23 protein-coding genes and 1 pseudogene are annotated in these 25,226 nt (G+C 48.4%); 1 reads left to right on the top strand and 23 read right to left on the bottom strand.

What is annotated here, in order from left to right; all coding sequences use genetic code 11:
* Positions 1-85: 85 nt before the first annotated feature.
* A complete protein-coding gene (locus QRN41_RS00550) occupies positions 86-418 on the bottom strand; it encodes a ComEA family DNA-binding protein (RefSeq protein WP_285421063.1) in 333 nt (110 codons plus the stop codon).
* A 337-nt stretch (positions 419-755) separates the two neighbouring features.
* Here QRN41_RS00550 and QRN41_RS00545 point away from each other — a divergent pair, with 337 nt between their 5' ends.
* Complete coding sequence (locus QRN41_RS00545; RefSeq protein WP_285421062.1) at positions 756-1,244, top strand: acyltransferase; 489 nt, start codon at positions 756-758, stop codon at positions 1,242-1,244.
* 101 nt (positions 1,245-1,345) lie between these two features.
* Here QRN41_RS00545 and QRN41_RS00540 read toward each other — a convergent pair whose 3' ends face one another.
* From QRN41_RS00540 to QRN41_RS00435, 22 genes and pseudogenes are all read right to left on the bottom strand, one after another.
* Positions 1,346-3,343 carry a polysaccharide biosynthesis protein gene (locus QRN41_RS00540; RefSeq protein WP_285421061.1) on the bottom strand — a complete coding sequence of 666 codons (1,998 nt, stop codon included), beginning with the start codon at positions 3,341-3,343 and terminating at the stop codon, positions 1,346-1,348.
* Positions 3,344-3,461: 118 nt separating this feature from the next.
* On the bottom strand, positions 3,462-4,022 hold the full coding sequence (locus QRN41_RS00535) for a sugar transferase (protein WP_285421060.1): 561 nt from the start codon (positions 4,020-4,022) through the stop codon (positions 3,462-3,464).
* A 28-nt stretch (positions 4,023-4,050) separates the two neighbouring features.
* The gene (locus tag QRN41_RS00530) at positions 4,051-5,157 is read right to left on the bottom strand and encodes an acyltransferase family protein (protein WP_285421059.1); all 1,107 of its coding nucleotides are present in this window, start codon (positions 5,155-5,157) and stop codon (positions 4,051-4,053) included.
* Complete coding sequence (locus tag QRN41_RS00525; protein ID WP_285421058.1) at positions 5,150-6,160, bottom strand: NAD-dependent epimerase/dehydratase family protein; 1,011 nt, start codon at positions 6,158-6,160, stop codon at positions 5,150-5,152. Before QRN41_RS00525 ends, QRN41_RS00530 begins: the two co-directional genes overlap by 8 nt.
* A gap of 2 nt (positions 6,161-6,162) precedes the next feature.
* Positions 6,163-7,269 (bottom strand): DUF1972 domain-containing protein, encoded by a 1,107-nt coding sequence (locus tag QRN41_RS00520; protein ID WP_285421057.1) that lies wholly within the window; start codon positions 7,267-7,269, stop codon positions 6,163-6,165.
* Positions 7,259-8,353: a glycosyltransferase family 4 protein gene (locus QRN41_RS00515; protein ID WP_285421056.1), complete on the bottom strand. Its 1,095-nt coding sequence runs from the start codon at positions 8,351-8,353 to the stop codon at positions 7,259-7,261. Before QRN41_RS00515 ends, QRN41_RS00520 begins: the two co-directional genes overlap by 11 nt.
* 11 nt (positions 8,354-8,364) lie before the next feature.
* Positions 8,365-9,054 (bottom strand): acyltransferase, encoded by a 690-nt coding sequence (locus QRN41_RS00510; protein WP_285421055.1) that lies wholly within the window; start codon positions 9,052-9,054, stop codon positions 8,365-8,367.
* Entirely contained in the window at positions 9,054-9,929 is an 876-nt protein-coding gene (locus QRN41_RS00505; RefSeq protein WP_285421054.1) for a glycosyltransferase family protein, read from the bottom strand. Before QRN41_RS00505 ends, QRN41_RS00510 begins: the two co-directional genes overlap by 1 nt.
* Positions 9,904-11,139, bottom strand: a complete 1,236-nt coding sequence (locus QRN41_RS00500; protein ID WP_285421053.1) for a hypothetical protein — start codon at positions 11,137-11,139, stop codon at positions 9,904-9,906. The genes QRN41_RS00505 and QRN41_RS00500 overlap by 26 nt, the downstream gene beginning before the upstream one ends.
* A complete protein-coding gene (locus tag QRN41_RS00495) occupies positions 11,136-12,584 on the bottom strand; it encodes a hypothetical protein (protein WP_285421052.1) in 1,449 nt (482 codons plus the stop codon). The genes QRN41_RS00500 and QRN41_RS00495 overlap by 4 nt, the downstream gene beginning before the upstream one ends.
* Before the next feature lie 13 nt (positions 12,585-12,597).
* On the bottom strand, positions 12,598-13,857 hold the full coding sequence (locus QRN41_RS00490) for an O-antigen translocase (RefSeq protein WP_285421051.1): 1,260 nt from the start codon (positions 13,855-13,857) through the stop codon (positions 12,598-12,600).
* Position 13,858: 1 nt separating this feature from the next.
* Positions 13,859-14,989 (bottom strand): DegT/DnrJ/EryC1/StrS family aminotransferase, encoded by a 1,131-nt coding sequence (locus QRN41_RS00485; protein WP_285421050.1) that lies wholly within the window; start codon positions 14,987-14,989, stop codon positions 13,859-13,861.
* Between the two features lie 133 nt (positions 14,990-15,122).
* Positions 15,123-15,521 (bottom strand): sugar 3,4-ketoisomerase, encoded by a 399-nt coding sequence (locus QRN41_RS00480; RefSeq protein WP_285421069.1) that lies wholly within the window; start codon positions 15,519-15,521, stop codon positions 15,123-15,125.
* Between the two features lie 21 nt (positions 15,522-15,542).
* Positions 15,543-16,100, bottom strand: a pseudogene (gene rfbC, locus QRN41_RS00475) (dTDP-4-dehydrorhamnose 3,5-epimerase); the annotation flags it as partial.
* On the bottom strand, positions 16,100-16,990 hold the full coding sequence (gene rfbA, locus QRN41_RS00470; protein WP_285421049.1) for a glucose-1-phosphate thymidylyltransferase RfbA: 891 nt from the start codon (positions 16,988-16,990) through the stop codon (positions 16,100-16,102). The pseudogene rfbC and the gene rfbA, both read right to left, overlap by 1 nt.
* A 608-nt stretch (positions 16,991-17,598) precedes the next feature.
* Positions 17,599-18,951 (bottom strand): Wzz/FepE/Etk N-terminal domain-containing protein, encoded by a 1,353-nt coding sequence (locus tag QRN41_RS00465; RefSeq protein ID WP_285421048.1) that lies wholly within the window; start codon positions 18,949-18,951, stop codon positions 17,599-17,601.
* Positions 18,952-19,376: 425 nt separating this feature from the next.
* The gene (locus tag QRN41_RS00460; RefSeq protein ID WP_285421047.1) at positions 19,377-19,619 is read right to left on the bottom strand and encodes a LapA family protein; all 243 of its coding nucleotides are present in this window, start codon (positions 19,617-19,619) and stop codon (positions 19,377-19,379) included.
* Between the two features lie 24 nt (positions 19,620-19,643).
* On the bottom strand, positions 19,644-19,940 hold the full coding sequence (ihfB, locus tag QRN41_RS00455) for an integration host factor subunit beta (RefSeq protein WP_003189779.1): 297 nt from the start codon (positions 19,938-19,940) through the stop codon (positions 19,644-19,646).
* Between the two features lie 130 nt (positions 19,941-20,070).
* Positions 20,071-20,355: a hypothetical protein gene (locus QRN41_RS00450; protein WP_123480433.1), complete on the bottom strand. Its 285-nt coding sequence runs from the start codon at positions 20,353-20,355 to the stop codon at positions 20,071-20,073.
* A 161-nt stretch (positions 20,356-20,516) separates the two neighbouring features.
* A complete protein-coding gene (rpsA, locus tag QRN41_RS00445; protein WP_034096538.1) occupies positions 20,517-22,202 on the bottom strand; it encodes a 30S ribosomal protein S1 in 1,686 nt (561 codons plus the stop codon).
* Positions 22,203-22,321: 119 nt separating this feature from the next.
* Positions 22,322-23,011, bottom strand: coding sequence for a (d)CMP kinase (gene cmk, locus QRN41_RS00440; protein WP_094064551.1), 690 nt, complete (start codon positions 23,009-23,011; stop codon positions 22,322-22,324).
* A complete protein-coding gene (locus QRN41_RS00435) occupies positions 23,008-25,218 on the bottom strand; it encodes a bifunctional prephenate dehydrogenase/3-phosphoshikimate 1-carboxyvinyltransferase (protein WP_285421068.1) in 2,211 nt (736 codons plus the stop codon). Before QRN41_RS00435 ends, cmk begins: the two co-directional genes overlap by 4 nt.
* Between the last annotated feature and the right edge of the window lie 8 nt (positions 25,219-25,226).

Below are 25,226 nucleotides of genomic sequence, written 5' to 3'. Positions count from 1 at the left end.
CTGCTGCCTGGTTAAAATGTCGATGAGGTTTCAAATGCAGAAAAGGCCGGTCAACGACCGGCCTCCTGAGCGCTTTTTCACATTCTCAGTTGAGGATGAGTCTGTCGCGATTTTTCTCCAGCAATGCCTTGCCAATTCCCTTCACTTCCAACAACTCATCTACTGCAGTAAAGGGACCGTTGCTTTCACGATAGGCGACGATCGCCTTGGCTTTGGCGGCGCCGATACCAAACAGGTCACGACGTAGGGTTTCGGCGTCAGCGGCGTTAAGGTTGACCTTGGCGGATTGCTCGACCTGGACCCTCTGTGCCGCAACGGAGGATGGAGCTTCCGGCTTGGCGGATGGAGCTGCAGTGGTAGCGACAGAGAGGCTGGTGAGGAAGGCGAAGATAAGGGAAGAGATGTACGCGTTTTGCATTGGTGACGTTCCATGATATCGGTAAGAGAAAAGCAGCTTTTCCGAAGCTGCTTTTCTAACTTAGATGATGCTGCTAGGGAGTCAAAAATGACTGGGTTACAGGGTGTGTTTGAATTTTTTTGACACGCCTGAAGACTGCTCTTGGCTGAGTGTGAGCATGCCGGCTGAGAGAAAAATCGAGCCAAAAGCCTGAGGAATGAACCCGTTCAGACGACGCTTGTCACGCACGGTTAGAGAGTCAGCGTCCGTCAAATAAAAAACTACTCGAAAAAAATGGAAAATCGTTTTCGTTTCCAAGAGACTATTACATTTTGGTTCAGAAGAAGACGGAGAAGAAATGAGTGATTCCAAGGAGTACTTCGTGCACTCCCATGCATTATGTGAGTCGGCAGACGTTGGTAAAGGCTCCAGAATTTGGGCGTTCACGCATATTTTGCCTAATGCAAAAATTGGAGCAGACTGTAATGTCTGCGACCACGTATTCATTGAAAACGACGTGACTATTGGAGATCGCGTCACAATCAAATGCGGTGTGCAACTTTGGGACGGCATTACTATCGCCGACGATGTATTTATTGGCCCGAATGTCACTTTCACTAACGACATTTACCCCAGAAGCAAAGTCTATCCTGAGAGTTTTAATCGTACCGTTGTAGGCAAAGGCGCATCCCTTGGCGCTAACTGCACCATCTTGCCCGGGCTTGTAATCGGAGAAAATGCGATGGTAGGCGCAGGAGCAGTTGTCACCCGGTCGGTGCCAGCTAATGCAACCGTAGTAGGAAACCCTGCGAAAATTATTAGTTCTCGAACAAAGAAGAATATCTAAACAGCTTATTTTCAGGCATAAAAAGCCAGTCCAAGACCGGCTTTTTAGTTTAACTGAATCATCAGGACTTCATTGCCTCAATTTCCTGGTTATCCTCAGCGTCATGGTTCAAGTCGACGCTGCTGATGAATCCAGTCAACAATTTCACCATCTGGCGTGTAACCACTGACCGTGTCCCGTAACAGTTGGCGGACTCGGTTGTAGTCGTCCTGGTTAACCGCTTCAAGCAACTCAGACAATTTGACCTTCAGAATTTCCCAAGGCAGGTGATCCTCATTGGCACCCATAATCATCGGATGCTGTGTAGCAACAACATTATCACCAATCAGCAGCTCCTCGTAGAGCTTCTCTCCCGGGCGCAACCCTGAAAATTCAATGGCGATATCACCGTGAGGATTTTTTTCGGTGCGTACGCTCAAACCGGACAAATGGATCATTTTTTCGGCCAATTCAACAATCTTAACCGGTTCTCCCATATCCAGCACGAATACATCACCTCCGAGCCCCATGGAACCGGCTTGTATAACCAATTGAGCCGCTTCGGGAATGGTCATGAAGTAACGGGTAATTTTCGGGTGCGTAACCGTCAGGGGCCCACCAGACTTGATCTGCTTGTGAAACAACGGAATCACTGAGCCGGAAGAACCCAATACATTGCCAAACCTAACCATGGTGAAGCGAGTTTTATTAACGCGGGAGACATTGGACTTATCACCGAATAGAACAGGAGCAAGCTCACGGCTTAAGGCCTGAAGCGTCATCTCAGCAAGACGCTTGGTGCTGCCCATGACATTGGTTGGACGCACAGCCTTATCTGTCGAGATCAGGACGAAATTCGAAACGCCTGCCTGAAGCGCGGCTTGGGCAGTATTCAGTGTACCGATAACATTATTTAATACACCTTCTGCAATATTGTGCTCGACAATGGGTACATGTTTATAAGCCGCGGCATGATAAACCGTATCGACATGCCAGGTTTTCATCACATCAAGCAACTTGGACTGATTACGTACCGACCCCAATATTGGCAGCAACTTAACCGGCAACGAATTACGAGTGATGCGCTGCTCTAGCTCGGAAAGAATGCTGTAGAGATTGAACTCACTGTGCTCGAACAACAACAGGGTCGTTGGCCTGAGTTCCAAGATCTGCCGGCACAGCTCAGAACCGATCGACCCGCCCGCTCCGGTCACAAGGACGCTTTGTCCCTTAATGCAATGCTCGAGCAGTTCAGCCTGTGCAGGCACCGAGTCACGACCCAGCAAGTCAGCAATATCGACCTCTTGAATATCATCAACCTTAACCCTACCACTGGCGAGATCCATGAAACCGGGAACGCTACGAACGTGGAGCGGAAAACCTTCCAGAAAGCCAAGAATCTCACGACGCCGCGCACGGCTCGACGACGGAATGGCCATGAGAATTTCCTGGGCTCCCGTTACATCGATCATTCGTTGAATATGTTTGGGTTTATAGACTTGAAGTCCGGAGATGACACGATCCGAGATAGTGGTGTCGTCATCGATAAATGCGACCGGACGCATGACCCGGCCCATACGCAACGCTGCGACTAATTGATTACCCGCGGCGCCGGCGCCATAAATTGCGACACGCGGAAGGCCGTCTTCGCGACTGGTAAAAGGCACATGCTGGGCGGCTGTAAACCAATCACCCAAAAAGTATTGGCGCATGGTCAAGCGTAAACCACCAACCATGATCAAGCTCAACCACCAATAGTTAAAGATAATTGACCGGGGCACGATATTTTGATGGTTGCTATACCAATAAACGACTACCCCCAGAATCAGTGATGACAGACTGACAGCTTTGATAATCGCAACCAAAGCATCATTGCCAAAATAGCGCATGACAGCGCGATACATACCAAAGCGAATGAAAAGCGGAATAGCTATGACCGGCGCGGCTAAAAACAGCCAGAGATGAATTTTTACAGGATTGATCATCTCGTCCATGCCGAGGCGAACAACAAAAGCCATCCAAAGTGCCAAGAAAACGAGGACAACGTCCGCAATTACCTGTATCAGTCGTTTTTGGTGACGAGGCAACTTCAATAGCCAAGTGCGCAGCCGGTTAATCATGATTCACCTACGATCCTTGCGTTAGATCAAAATTCTTGTCGACCGCGCAATAAACGCAGAACAAAAAACACTGTACGCCGCCTGTCTGACCAAACTACTCATTGATGCCTCCACCGCTTTAATGGGAGACGCCATCTCGCTTGAGTACCTTCAAAGCTGTCAAAAACAGGATTTTCAAATCAAAAAATAAGCTCATATTTTTCGCGTAATACGCATCATAGCCAACCTTAACAGGTATCGGCAACTCATCACGTCCGTTCACCTGCGCCCAGCCTGTGAGGCCTGGGCGTATGAGGTGCACGCCTTGCTCAGTGCGCAATGCAATAAGGTCCGCCTGGTTAAAAAGCGCCGGCCTGGGTCCGACAAAACTCATATCACCAGAAATGATGCTCCACAGCTGAGGTAACTCATCCAGGCTGGACTTTCTTAGGAAATTTCCAATCGGCGTAAGATATTGGGCCGGGTCCTGCAGCAAATGCGTGGCCACTGCGGGAGTTCCTGTACGCATTGAGCGAAACTTTGGCATTTTGAATATGGCATTATTCACGCCCACACGGTCAGACCAGTAAAGGGCAGGGCCTTTTGAAGTAAATTTTACTGCAATGGTAACAAGCACGATCGGGATCAATAGTATGAGCAATGCAAAGAAGCTCAGCAAAAGATCAAAAAAACGCTTCATTTTTCAGCACCAACCTATGAATTCAGAGCTATTTAGTTAAGTATTTAGTAACCATTCCTGAAAGCTTAGCGAACGACTGATAGATTCTTTCAGCGATCACTTTTTTACGCAAAATACAAGGGTACTCAATAAAGTGCCAGGAAAATATGGCAGGAATAAGCGCTACCGGTAAAGCTATCAAGATCATGGCCAAAGGCGTAATACCCTTGTACAGATGGGCTAAAATCTCCTGCGTTGGAAATGCATAAATATACAGACCGTAAGAATAGTCTCCCAACCTATTAAACTGACGAGCAAACCATTGAGTATTGAAGGCAACCCAGAATACGGAGTAACTCCAGGAAAATACAAAAGTCTCCACAAAAATAGGTGAATTACTCAGAAAAAAAGTCACTATCCAACATGCAACTAAAATACGATAGTCAAGCCAAATAGATGACCTGTAAGCATAAAACAACATGCCTACTATAAACGCAAAACTCCACTGCACCCACATGCGCATCTGAAAACCGGGTTGAATGTATTCAACCTCTAACAAGAATCTAAAAGTAAAATAAAACAAAAAATACACTACAAAAAACAACGACACCCGCGGCAAACTTTTAAAAATACCCATGACACCTAAAGCAAAAACCAAAGCGTACAATAAAACTTCATAATACAGCGTCCACAAGGACCCGTTAATACCTGGATAAGGATTATCCTGAAACAGGCCAGGCAATTGAAACTGAATATTCTTCAATTTCAAGTTAGCAGTTACATAACTATAGACCTCACTTGAAGAAAAATAATCGTGCATACTCATAGTTGAAAAAAATGGCCCCACGACAAATGCACTTAACACCAAAACAACCAACAGCGCAGGATATAGTCTCAAAAATCTTGCAACGCCGAAATCAACATTGCTTTTTGACCGCTGATAACTAAGCGAGATAAAAAATCCCGAAATACAGAAAAAGGTAAATACACCTAAACCGCCAAGGGAGATACCGAGTTGGGCCACAAGCGGCTCGACCTCAGACGCCCCACGCGAAAGCGGGTAAGCGTGTGAAACCAGAACAAAAAAGGCTGCAACCATGCGAATAAAATTAAAGTTATTATCTCTGGTGTTAAGCATCTCTGCCAAATTAGCCATGAGAGATGCCTCTTTGTTCTTCCTGATAAGAACGCGCTGTAATAGCAAATGCTTCATCAATGCTGACAGGTGGGGCCCAGCCTAAAAGCGCTCGTGTATCGGCAATATCGACTTGAAGCGACCCACACAGACGCTGAAAAAACTCTTTTTTGCCCACCACAGATGCTCCCAGTCCCAAAAGGGATTGCGGAAACGAAAATATACGGGACTTTTTATTCATTGCAACAGCCAGTTTTCCTAGAATCTGCCCGATAGATAAGTCCACGCCATCGCTTACCAAAAATATTCGATTTGCAGCTTTAGGGTGATGAATGCACACACGGATCAAATCGATTAAGTTATCTATGAACACCAAGCTCCTACGATTGTTAATTGTGCGAAATGGCAGAGGCAAGCCTTTATAAACGGCACACAACATTTTTTCAAAATTTGCCTTTACACCCGGGCCGTAAACCAAGACAGGTCTAATGATTACCACGTCCATCGCGGTTTGCTTCGCCAGCGTCATCAACGCTAGCTCCGCTTCCGCCTTAGATACGCCATAATCGTCACGCGGTGCTGGAACGTCCGAAGGCTTAAACGCACGATTTTTTTCGGTCTCTTCGCCATTAACCTTAACGGAACTGACAAATATAAAGCGCTTTACGCCGGCTTCCGCAGCTCGCCGGGCAAGATTAAGCGTGGCATCCACATTCACTTCCCGAAACGCCTGCAGCGGGTTGCTGTGGGTCTCGTTCATAATGTGGGCGCGCCCAGCGGAGTGGATTACTACCTCCACTCCATGTAATGAAGCACTCCAGTCGTTGTCTCCAGACAACGTCGGGATAACGCAATTCTGAACGCCAGGTAGCGCAAAGGCAGCGCTCCTGCGTGTCACGTTGACAACTGGATACCTGGCAGTAACCAAGGCCTCAAGCAGTGGGCGCCCGACAAAACCAGTACCACCGGTAAGAAGAATCTTCGGTATTTGTGAAATGGGCGTGACACTCAAACTATCGGACATAATCAAACCCTATTCGTCAACAATAGCTGTTTGAATAGCTTATCGTATTGAGAAGACACCCCTTCCCAACGATATCGACGCAACGCAATTTCATGCATTTTTTTGCTCAACGCAGCACGTGCAGTTTCATCGAAAAAAAGCATAGACGCGTGAGCTATAAGTGACTCACTAGAATCGAAAAACTTGGCGTTGTCTTCGGTAGAAGCACGATTGAAGGACACATCAAACGCGATAATAGGCAAGCTCAACCACATTGCTTCCACAAGTGAAGGATTAGTTCCACCAGCACTGTGACCATGGATGTAAATAGTGGCGTTGCTACGTAACGGGCTTAGTTCATCGCCATTGTAGATAGGATCCAACAGATAGAGGTTCTCCGTACCTGAATACTTATCCTGGAGCGCCTTCCCGTATTCACTCTGCTTCCAGTTCCCAACAATGACCATAGGGAGCCCACTAGTATGAAATGCCTCGACAATAATGTGGATGTTATTTTCAGGCTCAATCCTACATACAGAAAATGCGTATGGGTTACGTAAAAATGGGTAGCGCTCGCGATCGGACTCAGTTAATGCACGTGTTTTCGCCTGATCACCGCCATAGGCGATAAGCGTGCTTTCTCGCCTGTATTCACTACGAACATAATCCTGAAGCACCTGGTTATCGGTAACTATTGCATCGGAATATTTGACTGCCACGGCTTCTGAAAATTTCAAAAACTTCTTGGCAAAAGTAGACCACTTCGCACGCTTCCATTCGTAGCCATCAATATTTACGACAACCTTCTTCTTTGTAAGCATTTTTATAAACGGAAGCGCAATGCAGCCGGAAACCCCCAAGATCACCAGCACATCATTCTTGCGGTAGGCATGCAGCATGCTGACAATGTCATAAGGGATACTTTGCACACCGTTAGCTTTTAACGGAATGTAAATTAAATCTGCGTTGCCATATTTCTTGGGTTGACGCGTATAGGACTTCGAACTGCAATACACAGAAATCTCGTACTCTCGATCCAGATACGTAACCAGTTGCTCTGACAGTGTTTCCCAACCACCATATTGAGCTGGAAGGCCGACTGTTCCTATGACTGCAATTTTAAATCCCATCAAACACCCCGAGCACGCTACTTTCAAATTTTTCACTTGCGAAACTAAGCGACTTTACCTTCGCTGCCGCAGACAGGCGATAACAGACATCCGAATTTTTTTGTAAAAATACCAGTTTTTCAGAAATATCTTCGACCCTATCAGATGACATCAGATACCCCTCGCAACCGTCGGATACTAGCTCAACGGGGCCCCCTACCGGCGGCACAATGCACGGGATGCCAAATGAAAGTGCCTCAAGTATCGTCAAACCAAAGGTTTCCACCCATTCATTCGGTCTCGAAAGACTGAGTAAAATACTCGCACTTTGATAATAAGGCACAACATCAGCACAGCTGAAAACAATAGTCAGATTGTCGGGAATCGAAGCCCCCCTAAAAAATTCAGAAACTTCCGTCTCCGTCGCCCCAACGATCAAGTTAAACTTGAAAGTGGAATGCGAACTCAAAGAGCGAGCAATTTTTACAAATTCGTTGACACCCTTATATGATTTCAATGAGCAAATCATCAATACACAAAACTTTCCATTCGGATAGGGATTGTAAACATGACAATCAGCGACTTCACTCATTTCTTGCGGAATAGCATTATAAATAACTTTGCTGCCAATATTGGAAAAACTCTCGGCCCGCGCAACAAAACCTGACACAAATATATTACTGCTTGAGCAGCTCTCAACTATCCACCGCAAAAAAACCTTCAAAAGCCTTGGACGAATAGAGGTTTCGTGAATATGGTAAATAACCTTAATTCCCAGTAACCTCCCAGCCAGCGCCGCACCGAAAGGAAGTAAAGTATTGACGTAAAAAATCGCTGAGGACTTTCGATACTTCAGCAACTTTAAAAACAATAAAACTTGCGAACAAGCATAACTTAAAAGCGTCAAATACTTATTATCAAAGCGCTTGTAAAAATAACGTCGTTGAACGCAAAGCGCAGCCGAAAGAAAACCGGAACTACCCCTCCCGCCTAAAAACAACTCGACATCAAATCCTTTTCTCGATACTGCATCAATCACCTGAGAGAGAACCTTTGGGCTCCCGCTGTAGTCATTGAGCAAATGAAAAAATATAATTTTTTTCACTACACATCCTTTTAGCAACGTTCTTTTATTCGCCTTGCCGGAACGCCGGCATAAATAGAGTTGGCGGCGTATCGTCCAGCCTTCAAAACAGCGCCAGCTGCGATTACACAGCCATCCTCAAGGAAAACGCCGTCCAATACCGTCACCTTAGCGCCTATCCAGCAATTACTACCAATCTGAATTCCTGAATTATTTACCCCCTGAAGACGAATAAGCGCTGCAGGGTCAGAGAAATTATGATTCTCTGAATGAAAAGACACATAGTTACCAATTATCGTGTCATCGCCTATAGTAATGCCTCCCGCACACCCCAAAAAGCTACCACTGCCGATACCGACATTATTACCAATCGAAAGCCCCTCACCTAATTTAGTCAGGCTGCCCGTGCATTCGATAATAACATTTTTCTTCAGAGAAACCCCTTCGCCAAAGGTAATACCGTTGACGGCTAAGGCATCGATAAAGCATCCATCGTCGACCATAAGTCCTTTCCCCCCAAAGATCAGCGATCGCGCCTTCACCGTAACGCGCTTGCCTACCAGAATGATCGAAAGTCGCCTGAACTTTAAAAAACCATTGATCACCATGAGAGCTCTAGACAATACGAAGTCAGAGAGATAACCATCAGGAATACGCCTATCAATTCTGATACTGCGCCTCCTGATTTTCAAAGAAAGAAACTCAACCAGCTCTATCAGCATTATTTTTTCTCCTTAAAAGACAAAATGTATGAGTGGAGAAATCCAGAATCCTTGTACGAAACACTTTTTCTCAACGCAGAAACTATCAAATAAGATTCCATCACAAAGCGAAGAAAGTAACCTTTTTGTTCAAAGATTACTCGAAAGCCACGAATCATTTCCTGAAAACGAAAGACCGCACGCTGAGGGCTATCTGATGTGTGTTCAGAAAGATCATGTTGAAGCTCGGTATCAAGCACATAGAAGTGTGAATAATAAGACTCGTACCTTACGAAGAATGCTGTATCCGTGGCATAAAACTTAAGACGCTCATCAAAGAGCGGCGCCATGCGCTCATAGCAAGCTTTTGTGAATATTACTCCACTGTTGATAGCCAGCTTATTAAGGGAAGTATTCATTCCGCTATCGATTGTCGATGACAGACGACCAAAAAACCAGAAGCGCTCACCTGGACTGACCAGCTTCTCGCCCGAGTAAATTTTCGGCAGCATCACGCCAAATGCGTCCGGCAGTGATTTCGCTTCGAACTTAATCGCACTAGCAATTGAATCAACGTAATTTCGTGCTGAGTAATCGGTATCATCATCCGAAATAACAAAATGTGTCGCCCCTGCTTCAAAAGCTTTTGCAGCAACGCGATTATAAATATGAGCCAAACCGTCATTATTTCCTTCTAGCCACGTCAAATCTTTTTTAACTAAAATGGGCGAACACTGCGGAGTGTTATTCCATACAAAAAAATCGATCCCGATCCCTTTTTCCTGAAATTTCTTTACACAGTCCAATAGTGTTATTATAGCGGTCGAGTCCTTATAATGCCGCCCATAAAGAACAACCAATATTGAAAGCTTAATTGGCACGATATTTTGAGTCATACATTACCACCACAATAATCAGCGTAAAAAGATACAAGACGACACTATTGGTATAAGACTGAAAGAAGAAACTGCTGAGGAAAAATGGATAACTGATAACCAGATAGTCGGCAACGCCTGCCATAAAGGAGCTTCCTCCTAAACGTAATTGCTGGGCGGCCGTGACAATTTTACCGTAAAACAGGATCAGCCCGACCATGATGGCGAGCCCTACATAGCCAGCAGAAGCCAAGAGATTCAGCCACAAGGAGTCATACCAATGCGCTTGACCTGGGCCGATGGCACCAAAACCCAGACCCAACGGCATGGAACTAAGCGATTCGAGAACCACATACCACTGTCTTACCCGATCAAGTGCAGACAAATCTTCGGTGTATCCCAAGGCAAGATAGAAAAATATCGAGCATGTGAAAAGCAGAAAATAGCTGTAACCCAACATTTTTATGAGTATTCTCCGCCTGAATAGTTGCAATACCATCAGGAAAAACGTGGCAGATATCATCCCGATAACGGCAGTTCTTACGGAACCATAACAAATCAGCATAGTCGAAACGAAAGCCGTGAGGAGATATCCGATAAAGCTTAAGTTATATTTCCGGTTTCTGACGGCCTGCACGAGCAGAGAACTGGCAAATAGTGCAGTATTCAGAACAAAGGCGTTGAATTCTAGTGTACCGGTAAAGAACCCTGACATGCGGGCGCTTCCCTCTCTCATAGAATTGTACACCTCTAATTCAAAGCCCTTCTCTAACAGCAAAGGCCAATACCAAAATTGCGCAGCATCATCGATGGTGAGGTATTGATAAACGGCATAACTACCAAAAATAAAAGTCATCAACACCAGGATGAAAAATATCATCCGCAGTTTTACTTCAATCTCTAAATTCCGACATAGCTCATTTACCATCAATGCAAAAAGAACGGGCATCGCAAAAGAGCGGAACATCCGAAAAGACGAATCAGAGAGTTCTCCGCACATCAAATAGAAAGCGATAAAAAAAACGAATATCAAAAGCTGTTCTTTATACTGTCGCGGTATCGAATGGCGAGTTCCGGCCTGAAAAAACGCTAGCAACACTGTCGTCAAGATATATAACAATACCGCCTCTTCGCGCCAAGCACCGAAAACAGCAGGCGCGTGAAACGTTAGGATGATGTAATCTGAGAGCAAGAGCAAAGTAATAAAAAAAAGCAACCCTAATGCTCTCATACTTTATCCGACCTCGAGCCTTTACCTACCAAATCTTTTAGATTTAAAAGTGCTAATTTAATCACCATTTTTATTTTTTGCGTGACACTAAGTTCTTGCAACACAGCAAATAATAACTTGCCATCGTAACCAGTCAGTTTAGCGATCACTTCAGCTGGAATAGCTGAAGTTATTTTTTCTGCTTGCTCATAAACAGAAATATCACCCGTCCATGCAACATACTTTTGTATTTCATTAGCATATAAAACGTTTTCATATAGGCACGCCAAGTAGCGCGACTTCACGGCATCATAGCCATTTACTGTGTAAACTGACTCAGTCACTGACTCATCATTATCAAATTGAAGAATACTGGTAATTAAGTCATCCACGCTACTACTTTTAAGATTATCTGCTGGCGAATATCCCTGTATGGGTGCGCGGAGCCCCACACAGCGACGGCCACTAACCAGTTGCTCGGCAAATGCAGTTCCGCCGGGCGTTGGATAGCTATCAACATAAAAGTCGGCTTTTTCTAAAATCTTCAAATAACTCTCATAAGGAACGGACGACAAAATCTTGAAACGACGCCAATATTTAAGTTTCAGTGGCCACCACCAAGTATTTGTATATGGATTTGCTCCAACTATCCAGAATGTAGAATTCTTAAACTCAGTTAAAATTCTGTCAATCGCGGGCCGTGAATCATACGTTTTAACTGGCTTAAACTTGAATGGCGACGCCGCACTGAAAAAATTCAGTGCAGCTTCCTTCTCAGGTAGACGATGTTTTTTTGGAACTAGTTGGGTACTTAGCGGAATACCCAAAAAGGACTTGTTCCCTGATATATTCTTCTTCATATCCCGACGAAGGCCAAAGGTACTGATTTCGAAATACACATCAGCGACCGTGCTGCCATAGGTGAAAACATGATCAGCATGGTTCACGAAGAAAATCTGGGCACCCGTAAATCCTTTTAAAATACGGCAGGCAATAACAGCGACCATATCATCAGGGTGTATATGCAAAACCACCCTCTTATACGCTTTCAAATACCCTATGATTTGAACTATTCTCTGCAATGGCGTTCCGGATTTTACGACGGTGCAGTTATTAAAGAAATTTTGCGTACGTTCGATCGCCTTCTTATCACTTTTGCGAGTTATTAGAAGGTCAGGCTTTTCCGAATGCATCGTAGAGAGCTGTTCCATTAGCCGAGTATGCCCTCCGATCAGATATGGCTCGGATATCAAATGGATACAGTCCTTGAAAGGTAAAAGGGCTTCGCCTTTTTCAACTTCAATCAGGCACCGGTCAGTTAATATATTCTCCAACTCAGGATCATCGTAGATACCTTTATCAACAGCCCAGAGTATAGACCCGTAAATTTCTGCCAACTCGACACTCTTATCGATATCTTTTTGCGTTAAAATTAAATCACGAATCAAGGGTAGGAAGCGACTCATGGGCAAAAAGACCTCACACTGTATTATTTTGATCTAACTTTCTATAGATAAGAAAGTACATAACAGCTAGATAAAATCCGTAATTAACGGCATGAGCCCAAGTAACACCAACTGGTCCACCAATCTTTGTTAACACTACTGTTAAAAGATAAAAGCCAAACGCAAAAAAAACTTCTGTGATGATATACATCTTAACCATCGCCTTGCCCAGCATCAGATAGGCGAGTATCCAGCTTGCAATTTTCAACGTATCACCCAGCATCTGCCACGCGAAAAATTCTCTCATTGGGCTGAATGCACTGGTGAATAGAAGCCCTATAATAAAGTCTCTCGAGAGATAGATCACCAAGCCACAGACCATCGCAACAGGCAGGATGAGCTTATACCCTTGCACTATCTCCTTCCTGATATCCTCTGGATTGATCAGCTCTGATAACTTCGGCAAAAAATATAAACCCAACGTCGTTGTAACAAGCAGCAAATACGCTGTACTTAAACGCCACATAGCCTCCCAATAACCGGCCGTCTCCCAGCCAAATTCAGAACCAAGATAGTTACGGACTAAAATTTGGCTGACCGGCACGCATGCGGCGGTAGTGAGCGCCATGGCGGTAAATTTTGTGAGATTTAAAACAACCTGCTTGTCCAACGGACCCAATAAATTCGAAAAACGAAACCATGGAGTTCTATAGCAAAGCAGGCACGTAACGAAAAAGGCGATGGATTGATAGAGCACCAGTGATATCAACGCACCATAGAGACCGTACAGCACAACCATGACTATGGTGACCAGTAAGGATAGGAGGCTTCCCCCGATATTAGCCAGGATATATCGGCTGATTTCTTTTTTTCCATTTAAAATAGCGAGTAGCAAGGTGTTGAACGAGAAAAACACCACTGTAGCAGCGCACCAGATAAATACGCTGTACAAAGTCTCATCATTAAAACACCACACGGCCAGCGGTTTACTGAAGAAAATAATCAAGGCAGATGATACTACTGAGCCAATAAATGCAATCGCGCCCGCAGTGCGCCATACCCGACGTTGGGCATCCTCATCATCTTTATACTCAGCAGTGTATTTAGTCACCCCATTGCTAATAGCGCCCGTAGAAAACGTCGTAATCATTTGCACTGCGTTTTGAAACTGGCCTAACGCGGCATAACCAGAAGGTCCCACATAAATAGCCAGCATTTTGTTGATGCCCAATAAAGTTAGCATCTTGATAATGACTGCAATACCGTTAAGGAAGCTTGTTCGAAGCAGCGTCATATCAGGCGTCTACAAAAAAGCTGTTGCAAGCTTCAACAACACGATAAGCCTCATCGTCGGTCATCACTGGACTGATTGGTAAGCTCAATACTTCCCGGTGGATACATTCAGTAATAGGGAATGACTTATCATAAAAGCCGGACTGCGTATAGGCCTGTTGCTGATGAGGTGGGATAGGATAATGGATTAGCGTTTGAACACCGGACTCTGCCAGGTGGCGCTGCAGGGCCTCACGCATCTCGGACCGTACGACAAAAAGATGCCACACGTGCGAGGTGTAATCCATCACATCAATGCTGGAATCCAATGGCAACTTAATTAAAGGATTCTTTATTCCCGACATATAGATAGCAGCAACACGTCGACGGGCCTCAGTCTGCGCCTGCAGATATTTCAGCTTTACGCTTAACATGGCCGCCTGGATTTCGTCTAGCCGACTATTCACGCCCTGCACCAGGTTCTTGTACTTCTCATGGGAACCATAGTTCCGTAACGCTTGGATCATATTGACCAGTTCAGCATCACTGGAGGTAATCGCACCTGCATCTCCCAGCGCGCCCAAGTTTTTGCCTGGGTAAAAACTGAAACCGGATGCATTTCCCCAGTTACCCGCGCTCTTGCCCGCAACATGTGCACCGTGAGCTTGAGCGGAGTCTTCCAGAACTAGCAAATTCTCACGCTTTGCAATTGCATCAATTGCAGGCATGTCAGCTAACTGACCATAGAGATGAACAGGCATGATCAAGCGGGTTTTATCAGTTAACGCACGCTCGATATTTTTGGGGCACAGATTATATGTATCTGCGTCAGGCTCAACCAAAACCGGTGTCAGGTCATTTTCGGTGACAGCCAGCAACGTTGCGATGTAGGTATTGGCCGGAACTATTACTTCATCGTGATTTTTGAGTTTTCCTAGCTCTTTCCAGGCACGTATGGTCAAGGTCAAAGCATCCAGACCGTTCGCCACACCCACGGTGTAAAGCGCACCTGTGTAAACTGAAAAATCCTCCTCAAAACGCTTGAGGGATTCACCCTGAATATACCAGCCCGAATCAATAACACGTGTGGCCGCGTCTATCAGCTCTTCACGGTGAACCTTGTTCAATGATTTTAGATCGAGAAATGGAATCATCAAAAAATACCTGACCTCGGTGCTTCATTATTAATTTCATAAAGGCACAGCCACCGCTGCACCGTAGCAAATCTGTGTGCCGCTTGATCAGGCCGGCTCGCTAGTAACGGATCGCAGCAAGCATGCTGTTCAATCAAGCGTATCGTTTAATCGCACGTATGAATTCATCATAACTTCGTAAATAATCGCCTTCATCATAGTGATTGCTTGCGAACACCAAGAGAACGCAATCCTCGCTGAAATCGTGCATTTCGCGCCAAATCAGCTTCCTGATGTGAATGGCTTTGTTCGGAGCATCTAGCCAAATTGATTCTTGCGTCACACCATCATCGATCAAGATTCTACACTTACCCGATAGGCAGATAATGTACTGCTCTAATCTAAAATGTGCGTGCGAGCCTCTGCTGACACCCGATTTAGTGTTGAAAATATAGTAGGCTCGCCTCACGTCGAAAGGGATATCACGTCCCTGCTCCAAAGCAATCAGGCTGCCACGCTCATCTCCAATTATTTGCAGTTCCCTCGACGTCACGTTACCTGTCAGCGCAGGGATAAAAGAAATGACATCCGAGAGTAACGGAGCTTCGTTATCTTTCTGACTGATGATCAACTCTTCAGTAACTGGCCATTGAATACCAATGGCGGGATCACTCCAGTTGATGGATTGCTCGCAGGCCTTGAAGTATGTATCCGTGGTCTTGTAGAGGAACTCAGTATTGTCTTCCAGGGCTAAAAACCCGTGAGCAAACCCTTCTGGAATCCAAAGCATCCGTCCATTGCTTGCTGACAGTTCGACGCCTAACCACTGACCAAATGTTTCCGAGCCCTTTCTGATATCAACCGCTACGTCATAGGCGCTGCCCGCAGTGACTCGCACCAGCTTGCCCTGTGCGTGGGGATCTTCCTGAAAATGAAGCCCCCGCAAAACATGTTTTTTTGAGCAGGAATGATTGTCTTGCACAAACGGGCGTGGAATCGGGTGACCCAACGCAGCGAGTTGCTCATGAAACAATGGCTCATTGAAGCTTTCCATAAACCATCCACGGTCATCCGCGAATACTTTGGGCTCAATGATGAGCACACCAGCCAGCTTGGTCTCTATAAACTTCATCAGCTCTTATGCTCTGTCAGAATGTTCCGCAGATATTGTCCGTATCCTGTTTTACTCAAGTGCTGTACTTGAATAGCCAGTTGTTCGGATGTAATCCAGCCTGCGTGGAAGGCGATTTCCTCAAGACAAGCCACTTTCAAGCCCTGTCGATGCTCAATGGTATGTACAAACTGACTCGCCTCCAACAGCGACTCATGGGTTCCTGTATCCAGCCAGGCAAAGCCTCGACCTAACATTTCAACAGTCAGACTTTGCTGCTCAAGATAAGCACGGTTCACATCCGTAATTTCAAGCTCACCTCGAGAGGATGGGCGAATACTTTTGGCAATCTCCACAACGTGGTTGTCGTAAAAGTACAGCCCGGTGACGGCATAGTTCGACTTAGGTTTGGCCGGTTTTTCTTCAATACTGAGCACACGACCGGTGTGGTCAAACTCAACCACACCAAAGCGCTCTGGATCAGATACGTGATAACCAAAGACTGTAGCCCCAGACGCCTGCGACATGGCAGATCGCAAATTGTCGGAAAAATGCTGTCCATAAAAAATGTTGTCGCCCAGGATCAGGCACACAGGGTCTTTGCCGATAAACTCCTCACCAATGAGAAACGCCTGCGCCAGGCCGTCAGGACTCGGCTGCTCCGCGTAGCTCAATTGCACACCGTACTGACTACCATCACCCAGCAGTTTCTTGAACCCTGGCAAGTCATCAGGGGTGGAGATAATCAAAATTTCACGAATACCTGCCAGCATCAGCACAGATAGCGGGTAGAAGATCATCGGCTTGTCGTAGATGGGGAGCATTTGCTTTGACACTCCCAGCGTCAATGGGTAGAGACGGGTACCCGCGCCTCCTGCAAGAATGATCCCCTTACGCTTCAACATTGTCATATCTAAAACACGTCCTTAACGTTCAGATCCCCTATCATTCGGACAGAGGTTTACTTGATTAATACCGACAAAACGCACTACTCATCCAAAAGCTGACGCTGACGTCTCGAAAGCCTTGGACTACTATACCCCGCCAAAAATTCGTCGCAGTCGCAGCTTCGGTTGCACCTTACAATCAGCCATGGCGAATAGCCATTTTTTATGCGGGCAGTCCTTTGAGTAAAGGCCTTCCCCGGCCCCTACGCTGGCGCAGCACGCATGTGAGCTACAAAGAATGATGATACAGCCCCAACCCTCCAATTCAAAAACGAACTCTAAAAAGACTTTACGGCTTTGAGGCTGCGGACCTTAATACCAACAAACCAGCCCTTGGGAAAATACCGCCTCCAAACGCCGTGAAGTTGAAATTCCAAAAATACCCATTAGGAAGCGGCATGCGCTGAGCACAGCAAGATAACGAAGGAAATATCCATACATCCCTACCCAGATGTCAGAGCTTCGATAGTTGAATACCCAAGAAAGGTCAGGTAAAACCTCAAAACCCGGGATCAATAATGAGACATAGCCTATGCTCGATCATGGCCTGATGAGCGCGTTGGAGAGCAGGATTAAGGTTTCGTCTTCTCACGCAATTGCTTGCCTACAGCGTTAGAAAGCAACGGAATGAGCTCCTGTTGCGTGGAGCGCCGACCAGTGACGAAAAAAATCCTAACCAATGCAGCTAGAACCCCCAAAATCCCCCCCACTAAAACGCCAATGGCCAATATCAATATTTTTTTAGGATGTACCGGCCTTAATGGCTCAAGCGCTTTTCGGTCTATCGTCGCCAGCTTCATGTTGCTGATGTCGAGGTTGCCTAGATTTTTCAGACGGACAATCTCAGCTCTCAGGGGTTCAACCCCGGAAAGAAAGAGGTCTTCATTCTGGCGCTGCTTCAACATCTCAACTTCACGGTTACTCTGCAATAACTGCAGTTCACGAGCGATTTGGGCAATTCGACCTTCGGTAAAATCATTAGATTTACGTTGCAACAGCGCCGTACGCTCAGCTGATAAAGCTTCTACCCCGATAAAATAAAGCGGTGTCTGCTGATTATTAATCTCGGTTCGCATCACACTATTACTTTCACCGGAACCGGCAGCTTTTTCACCCAACGCAGACGGGGTTGTCGGCTTTTCAATTCCGAGAGTTTTTGCAATCGCGATTGCTTCGCCCAGCTGTGCAATGCGGTCTTGGCGTCCAGTTTCGATTTGCTGGCGCAGCGCTTTCAGTTCGTCCTGCAACTGAGCTCGCTTGATATTATCGACCTCCTGAAGCGTCGCTATTCGCGCATCCTTGCCCGTTTTATAACTCGACCGAGCAGCGTCAATCTTGCCTTCAAGCTCGATTAGACGATTTCTAACAATTACCCTAAGATCAGCAGCGATCTGTTTACGCTCAGCAGCGATTGCGTAATTAACGAATTTATTAAGTAAACTGACGCCATCAATACCTTCTGGATATTTTAGCTCTAGGCCTATATACGCACTAAGAGAATCAGATTTTTTCGGATCGGGAAGGACTAATTTGAGAGAGTCACGATTAAAGACGTCAAAGCTTTGTTCAAGCGTACGTCCGGGCCGCTCGAAAGGCTTGAACAAAGCCTGATTAGCCCTAAAGAAATTAAGTCGAGTCTCATATGATTCTAAAGATGCACCTACTTTTATGAGCGCATCTCCGGGAGGCAATTGGTAGACTTCAGAACGATTTAATTCGTCCAGCTCATTAATAGCAGCAGGACGCAGAACACTACTTACTTGGTATTCCGGGGCTGCAGTAAAAGCATAGACGGCCGTAGCTACTATGACCCCTATTGTCACAAATAAAACCAAAGCTTTCTGCTGCCAAACGGCATGAAAAATTGTGACAATGCCAATTTCACTGTACGGAGGCGTAGAGGGGATACGAAAATTACTACTCACAACAAAAACCTGCCTTCAAAGAGAAACTGCGGGCTCGTTATGCAGACAGTTTTATGTGTTTTTATTCGAGTTATATGACCGTCAAAACCGGGCGTCTCTGCCAAATCTTGAACACACGAAATGTCCGTTATCGAGAAAAGACTCCATTCTGCCATCTCGCTGACATATTACAAGCCTTGACAGAGCCGTAGGATAATTCCTGCTTAGCGAGAGATACAGCTCTTAAGCCTGTAAAGACAACGCCGAGAGCGAAGGAGAGGTATCAAACGGAAGCGACGACCACACAATATCGGGGCTTGAGACGCAACCTACCAACCCCACAAAATCATGAGACCGCGCGACAATTGAAATACATAAGGAAGATTTTCTGACAGACGGCTTCTACGCCCAGCATGCCAAACGCATCAAAGGCTTAAGAATCGTCCTTAGCCGCGTACCGCAGGTGCCATTTTTCGTCGACAACCGCCAACCAAAGCACGGAATAACGGCCCTATCAGCATCCCAACGATCAGGGCTATTACGACAAACACCGCTACCGGCATCTGCATAGTTGTCCAGCTCAAAAATGAGAGCGAAACACCCTGCTGGTTTTCGAGCACAAAACCCAAGACAGCCGAGATTACAACCAACACTGTCAGTACCAGCAAAACGCGCTTAACCCCACGCATAACCTTCTCCTACCCCAAAAACACTCAGACGCCCTCTTCCTCTTCTTCGTTCACCCGGTCCCGCAATTCTTTGCCCGGTTTGAAGTGGGGAACGAACTTTCCGTCGAGGCTGACGGATTGGCCGGTCTTTGGGTTGCGGCCTACGCGTGGTGCGCGGTAGTGCAGGGAGAAACTGCCGAAGCCGCGGATTTCGATGCGATCTCCGGTGGCAAGGCATTGGGACATTTGCTCAAGCATGGTCTTGATAGCCAGCTCCACATCCTTGGATGACAGCAGCCCTTGATGGGTGACAATTCGTTCGATCAACTCCGACTTCGTCATATTTTTCCCTTCTTTTTCAAGCAGCTAGGAAAAGCGCTTCAAAGGTTTTAGCATGACTTGATGAATTTGAACAGCCCGTGCATAAACTAATATACGACTGAATAAACACTGGCGAACAAAGCTCCTTAGGCTATTTGCAGATTACGAGCATCTTGCGTGTGACCGCTCCTGCCGGGTTCCATCCAAACAAGTAGTCGCCTTCTTCATCCTTGGCGTCGCTGGAGCGCGTGATAACCTTGTAGCCCTGCATCTTGCACTCGCGTGCAGCGCGCTTCTCGCACTTCTCCCACTTGTTGCCTAGGCCCGAGCAGTCGATCTCAACACCGCTGACGCCGCGCTTTGCATAAGTTTTTGCATTGGTGGCGGCGCACCCCGCAAGCATTACCAGGGCGAGCACTACGATAAGCCTGTTCATCCGAATCCTTATGAAACAACAGCGTTGGTGGCGTCTCTTTAAAGACTATAGTCACTTCCGACACTGAGCTGAACGCGTTGGTTCTAAGTTGTTGATTCAACAAATTTCAGGCACAAAAAAGGGCGACCGAAGTCGCCCTTTTCCTACAGCTTTTACAGAACTTAGTTCTGCTTAGCCATTGCTTCGCGCAGCAGGGAGGCCATGGTGGTCTCGCCTTGTGCAGCTTCTGGAGCCGATTTCAGGCTCTGGATAGCTTCTTTCTCTTCCACTTCGTCTTTCGACTTGATGGAGAGTTGGATTACGCGGCTCTTGCGGTCAACGCTGATGATCTTGGCTTCTACTTCCTGGCCTTCTTTCAGAACGTTGCGCGCGTCTTCAACGCGGTCACGGCTGATTTCGGAGGCTTTCAGAGTCGCTTCGATATCGTCGGCCAGAGTGATGATGGCGCCTTTAGCGTCAACTTCTTTCACAGTGCCCTTAACGATTGCGCCTTTGTCGTTCTCTTGAACGTACTCGGAGAACGGATCGCTTTCCAGTTGCTTGATACCCAGGGAGATGCGCTCGCGCTCTGGGTCAACCGACAGGATAACGGTGTCCAGCTCGTCGCCCTTCTTGAAACGACGAACAGCTTCTTCGCCCACTTCGTTCCAGGAGATGTCGGACAGGTGAACCAGGCCGTCGATGCCGCCGTCCAGACCAATGAAGATACCGAAATCGGTGATCGACTTGATGGTGCCGGAGATTTTATCGCCCTTGTTGAACTGGCCAGAGAAATCTTCCCATGGGTTAGATTTGCACTGCTTGATGCCCAGGGAGATACGACGACGCTCTTCGTCGATGTCCAGAACCATAACTTCCACTTCGTCGCCGACTTGTACGACTTTCGAAGGGTGGATGTTTTTGTTGGTCCAGTCCATTTCGGAAACGTGTACCAGGCCTTCCACGCCTTCTTCCAGCTCAGCGAAGCAGCCGTAGTCGGTCAGGTTGGTAACACGCGCGGTCACGCGAGTGCCTTCTGGGTAACGTGCTTTGATAGCAACCCATGGATCTTCGCCCAGCTGCTTCAAGCCCAGGGAAACGCGGTTGCGCTCACGATCGTACTTCAGAACCTTGACATCGATCTCGTCGCCAACGTTGACGATTTCGGAAGGATGCTTGATACGCTTCCAAGCCATGTCGGTAATGTGCAGCAGGCCATCGACGCCACCCAGATCGACGAATGCGCCGTAATCGGTGAGGTTTTTGACGATACCTTTGACTTGTTGGCCTTCCTGCAGGGATTCCAGCAGAGCTTCACGCTCGGCGGAGTTCTCTGCTTCCAGGACGCTGCGACGGGAAACGACAACGTTGTTGCGCTTCTGGTCGAGCTTGATGACCTTGAATTCGAGTTCTTTGCCTTCCAGGTGCGTGGTGTCGCGCACTGGACGAACGTCGACCAAAGAACCTGGCAGGAACGCACGGATGCCGTTAACGTCGACTGTGAAGCCGCCTTTAACCTTACCGTTGATAACGCCCTTGACCACTTCTTCAGCTGCGAAGGCTGCTTCGAGAACAATCCAGCATTCAGCGCGCTTGGCTTTTTCACGGGACAGCTTGGTTTCACCGAAACCGTCTTCAACCGAGTCCAGAGCAACGTGAACTTCGTCACCGACATTGATTGTCAGATCACCAGCATCGTTGTAGAACTGTTCCAGCGGGATCAGAGCTTCAGACTTCAGACCAGCGTGAACGGTTACCCAGCGAGCTTGGTAATCGATATCAACGATAACACCGGTGATGATGGAGCCTGCCTGAAGGTTCAGGGTTTTTAGGCTTTCTTCAAAGAGTTCCGCAAAGCTTTCGCTCATTTTAATTCCTGTTGATAAGGGCGAAGAATACGCCCATCTCCACACCCCAGACGGTGTGGGTCAGTTTCAATTAAAAGAAGCACCACAGGACTATGACTGGTCCCCTGCAGCCTTCTTGGTCACCCGGCGATATCGCGAATGGCGATCTCGCTCCTGATGCGTTCCAGCACCTGCTCGATGGACAACTCCGTGGAATCCAGCTGTATGGCATCGGCCGCCGGTTTGAGCGGGGCTACTGCGCGCTGGGTATCACGCTCATCGCGTGCACGGATCTCATCTAGCAGACTCGACAGACTAACACCATCGACTTTGCCCTTCAACTGCAAGTAGCGGCGGCGCGCCCGTTCCTCGGCGCTGGCCGTCAGGAAAATCTTCAACGGTGCGTCGGGAAACACCACAGTCCCCATATCGCGCCCATCGGCGACCAGGCCCGGCGGCTCCTGAAACGCCCGCTGACGCTGCAGCAGCGCATCCCGTACGGCCGGCAACGCAGCCACCTGTGACGCTCCGGAGCCGACATCTTCAGTGCGAATGGCATCACTGACTTCGTCGCCCTCAAGAATGATGCGCTGCAGTTGACCGTCTGTCGCCGCGATGAATTGCACATCCAGATGAGCAGCAAGCTGGGTCAGCAACGCCTCATTGGTCAGGTCGACCCCGTGGTTACGCGCGGCAAACGCCAGCAAGCGATAAAGCGCGCCGGAATCCAGCAGGCCCCAGCCAAGGCGCTTAGCCAGGATGCCGGCGATCGTGCCTTTACCCGAACCGCTTGGCCCGTCGATGGTTATCACCGGTGCTTTGATATTCACAATTGAGCCTCTTGGGCAACACGGATGCCGACTTGGGCACACAGTGTAAGAAAATTCGGAAAAGACGTAACAACATTGGCGCAGTCATGGATATGAATCGGCGCAGTTGCCCGCAACCCAGCCACACTAAAGGCCATGGCAATGCGATGGTCCCCATGGGCATGAACCTCACCCCCCGCCATCGGGCCGCCGTCAATGATAAGCCCATCAGGGGTGGCTTCACACTTCACGCCCAGCGCCAACAGACCGTCGGCCATGACCTGGATACGATCAGACTCCTTGACCCGCAACTCTTGCGCGCCGCGTAAAACGGTTCGCCCTTCAGCGCACGCCGCCGCGATAAACAACACGGGAAACTCATCGATCGCCAACGGCACCAGGGCCTCGGGGATTTCAATACCCGTCAGCGCAGCCGCACGCACCCGCAGGTCGGCTACTGGCTCGCCACCCACTTCACGGGGATTTTCCAGCGTGATATCCGCGCCCATCAGCCGCAGGATATCGATCACGCCGGTGCGTGTCGGATTGATGCCAACATGCTCCAGCACCAACTCGGAACCCTCGGCAATCGAGGCTGCCACCATAAAGAACGCCGCCGACGAGATATCCCCCGGCACTTCAATATGGGTCGCCTTGAGCGCATGGCCGGATTCAACCGCTGCCGTCGCCCCGTGCACCGCCACGGGATAACCAAAGCCGCGCAACATACGCTCGGTATGATCACGGGTTGACACCGGTTCAGTCACCGCGGTCTTGCCATTGGCATACAGACCGGCCAGCAGCAGGCAGGATTTGACCTGGGCGCTGGCCATCGGCAGTGTGTAGGTCAAACCCTTCAGGGACTGGCCACCGCGAATGGTCAACGGTGGTCGCCCTTGCGGGCCGGTTTCGATCTGCGCGCCCATTTCACGCAGCGGCTCGGCCACGCGGTTCATCGGGCGATTGGACAGGGACGCGTCGCCAGTCAATACGCTGTCGAAGCTTTGCGCAGCCAGCAACCCACAGAGCAAGCGCATGGATGTGCCGGAATTACCCAGATAAATCGGCCCCGGCGCAGGTTTCAGACCGTGCAGCCCCACCCCATGGATGACCACGCGACCATGGTGCGGCCCCTCGATCACCACACCCATGTCGCGAAACGCCTGCAAGGTCGCCAGGGCATCTTCGCCTTCAAGAAAGCCTTCGATTTCGGTCACGCCGTCGGCCAATGAGCCCAGCATGATCGAGCGATGGGAGATCGACTTATCCCCGGGCACCCGGATACGCCCGCTGAGGCGGCCACCTGGATTGGCGAGAAAGGTCAACGCATCGGCGCTCACAGCGGTTTCCATATAGGCCCGGCGAGCCAGGATCTTGCTGAAATGTTCACGCGCCACCCGCGCACGGGTGAACACGCCCAATAATTGATGGCCATCCCCGGCGTCGACCGCATCGCGCAAAGCGTCGAGATCGCTACGGAAGGTGTCCAGGGTGCGCAACACCGCCTCGCGATTGGCCAGGAAGATGTCGTGCCACATCACCGGGTCACTGCCGGCAATCCGCGTGAAATCGCGGAAACCACCGGCGGCGTAACGGAAAATCTCAAGGTTCTCGTTGCGCTTGGCCAACGAATCCACCAGGCCAAAGGCAAGTAGATGCGGCAAATGACTGGTCGCCGCCAGCACTTCATCGTGCCGCTCGACCTGCATATGCTCCACATCCGCCCCTAGCTCGCGCCACAGACGATCCACCACCGCTAAGGCCGCCGGATCCGTTTGCTCAAGCGGCGTCAGGATGACCTTATGCCGGCGGAACAACTGCGCATTCGACGCCTCCACCCCGCTCTGCTCGGAGCCGGCAATCGGATGCCCAGGCACGAAGCGCGCGGGCATGCCGCCAAAGGCCCGTTGCGCCGCGCGCACCACATTGCCCTTGGCACTGCCGACATCGGTCAGGATCGCTTGCCCCAGGTCCATCTGAGCCAGCACTGCAAGCAGCTTTTCCATGGCCAGGATGGGCACGGCGAGCAGGATCACGTCAGCACCTTTACACGCGAGCGCCAGGTCGGCTTCACAGCGATCCACCACGCCCAACTCAACGGCCAGTTGGCGCGATTGCGGGTCCAGGTCGACGCCCACTACTTCACCGCACAGCCCGCTTTCACGCAGGCCCTTGGCGAAGGAACCGCCGATCAAGCCCAGACCGACTACCACCAGGCGACCGATCATAGGCACAG

The organism is Pseudomonas sp. efr-133-TYG-23, assembly GCF_030209215.1.
Classification (GTDB): domain Bacteria; phylum Pseudomonadota; class Gammaproteobacteria; order Pseudomonadales; family Pseudomonadaceae; genus Aquipseudomonas; species Aquipseudomonas rhodesiae.
The sequence above is the reverse complement of the archived record's forward strand: the minus strand, read 5'-3'. Positions and strand labels throughout refer to the sequence as shown.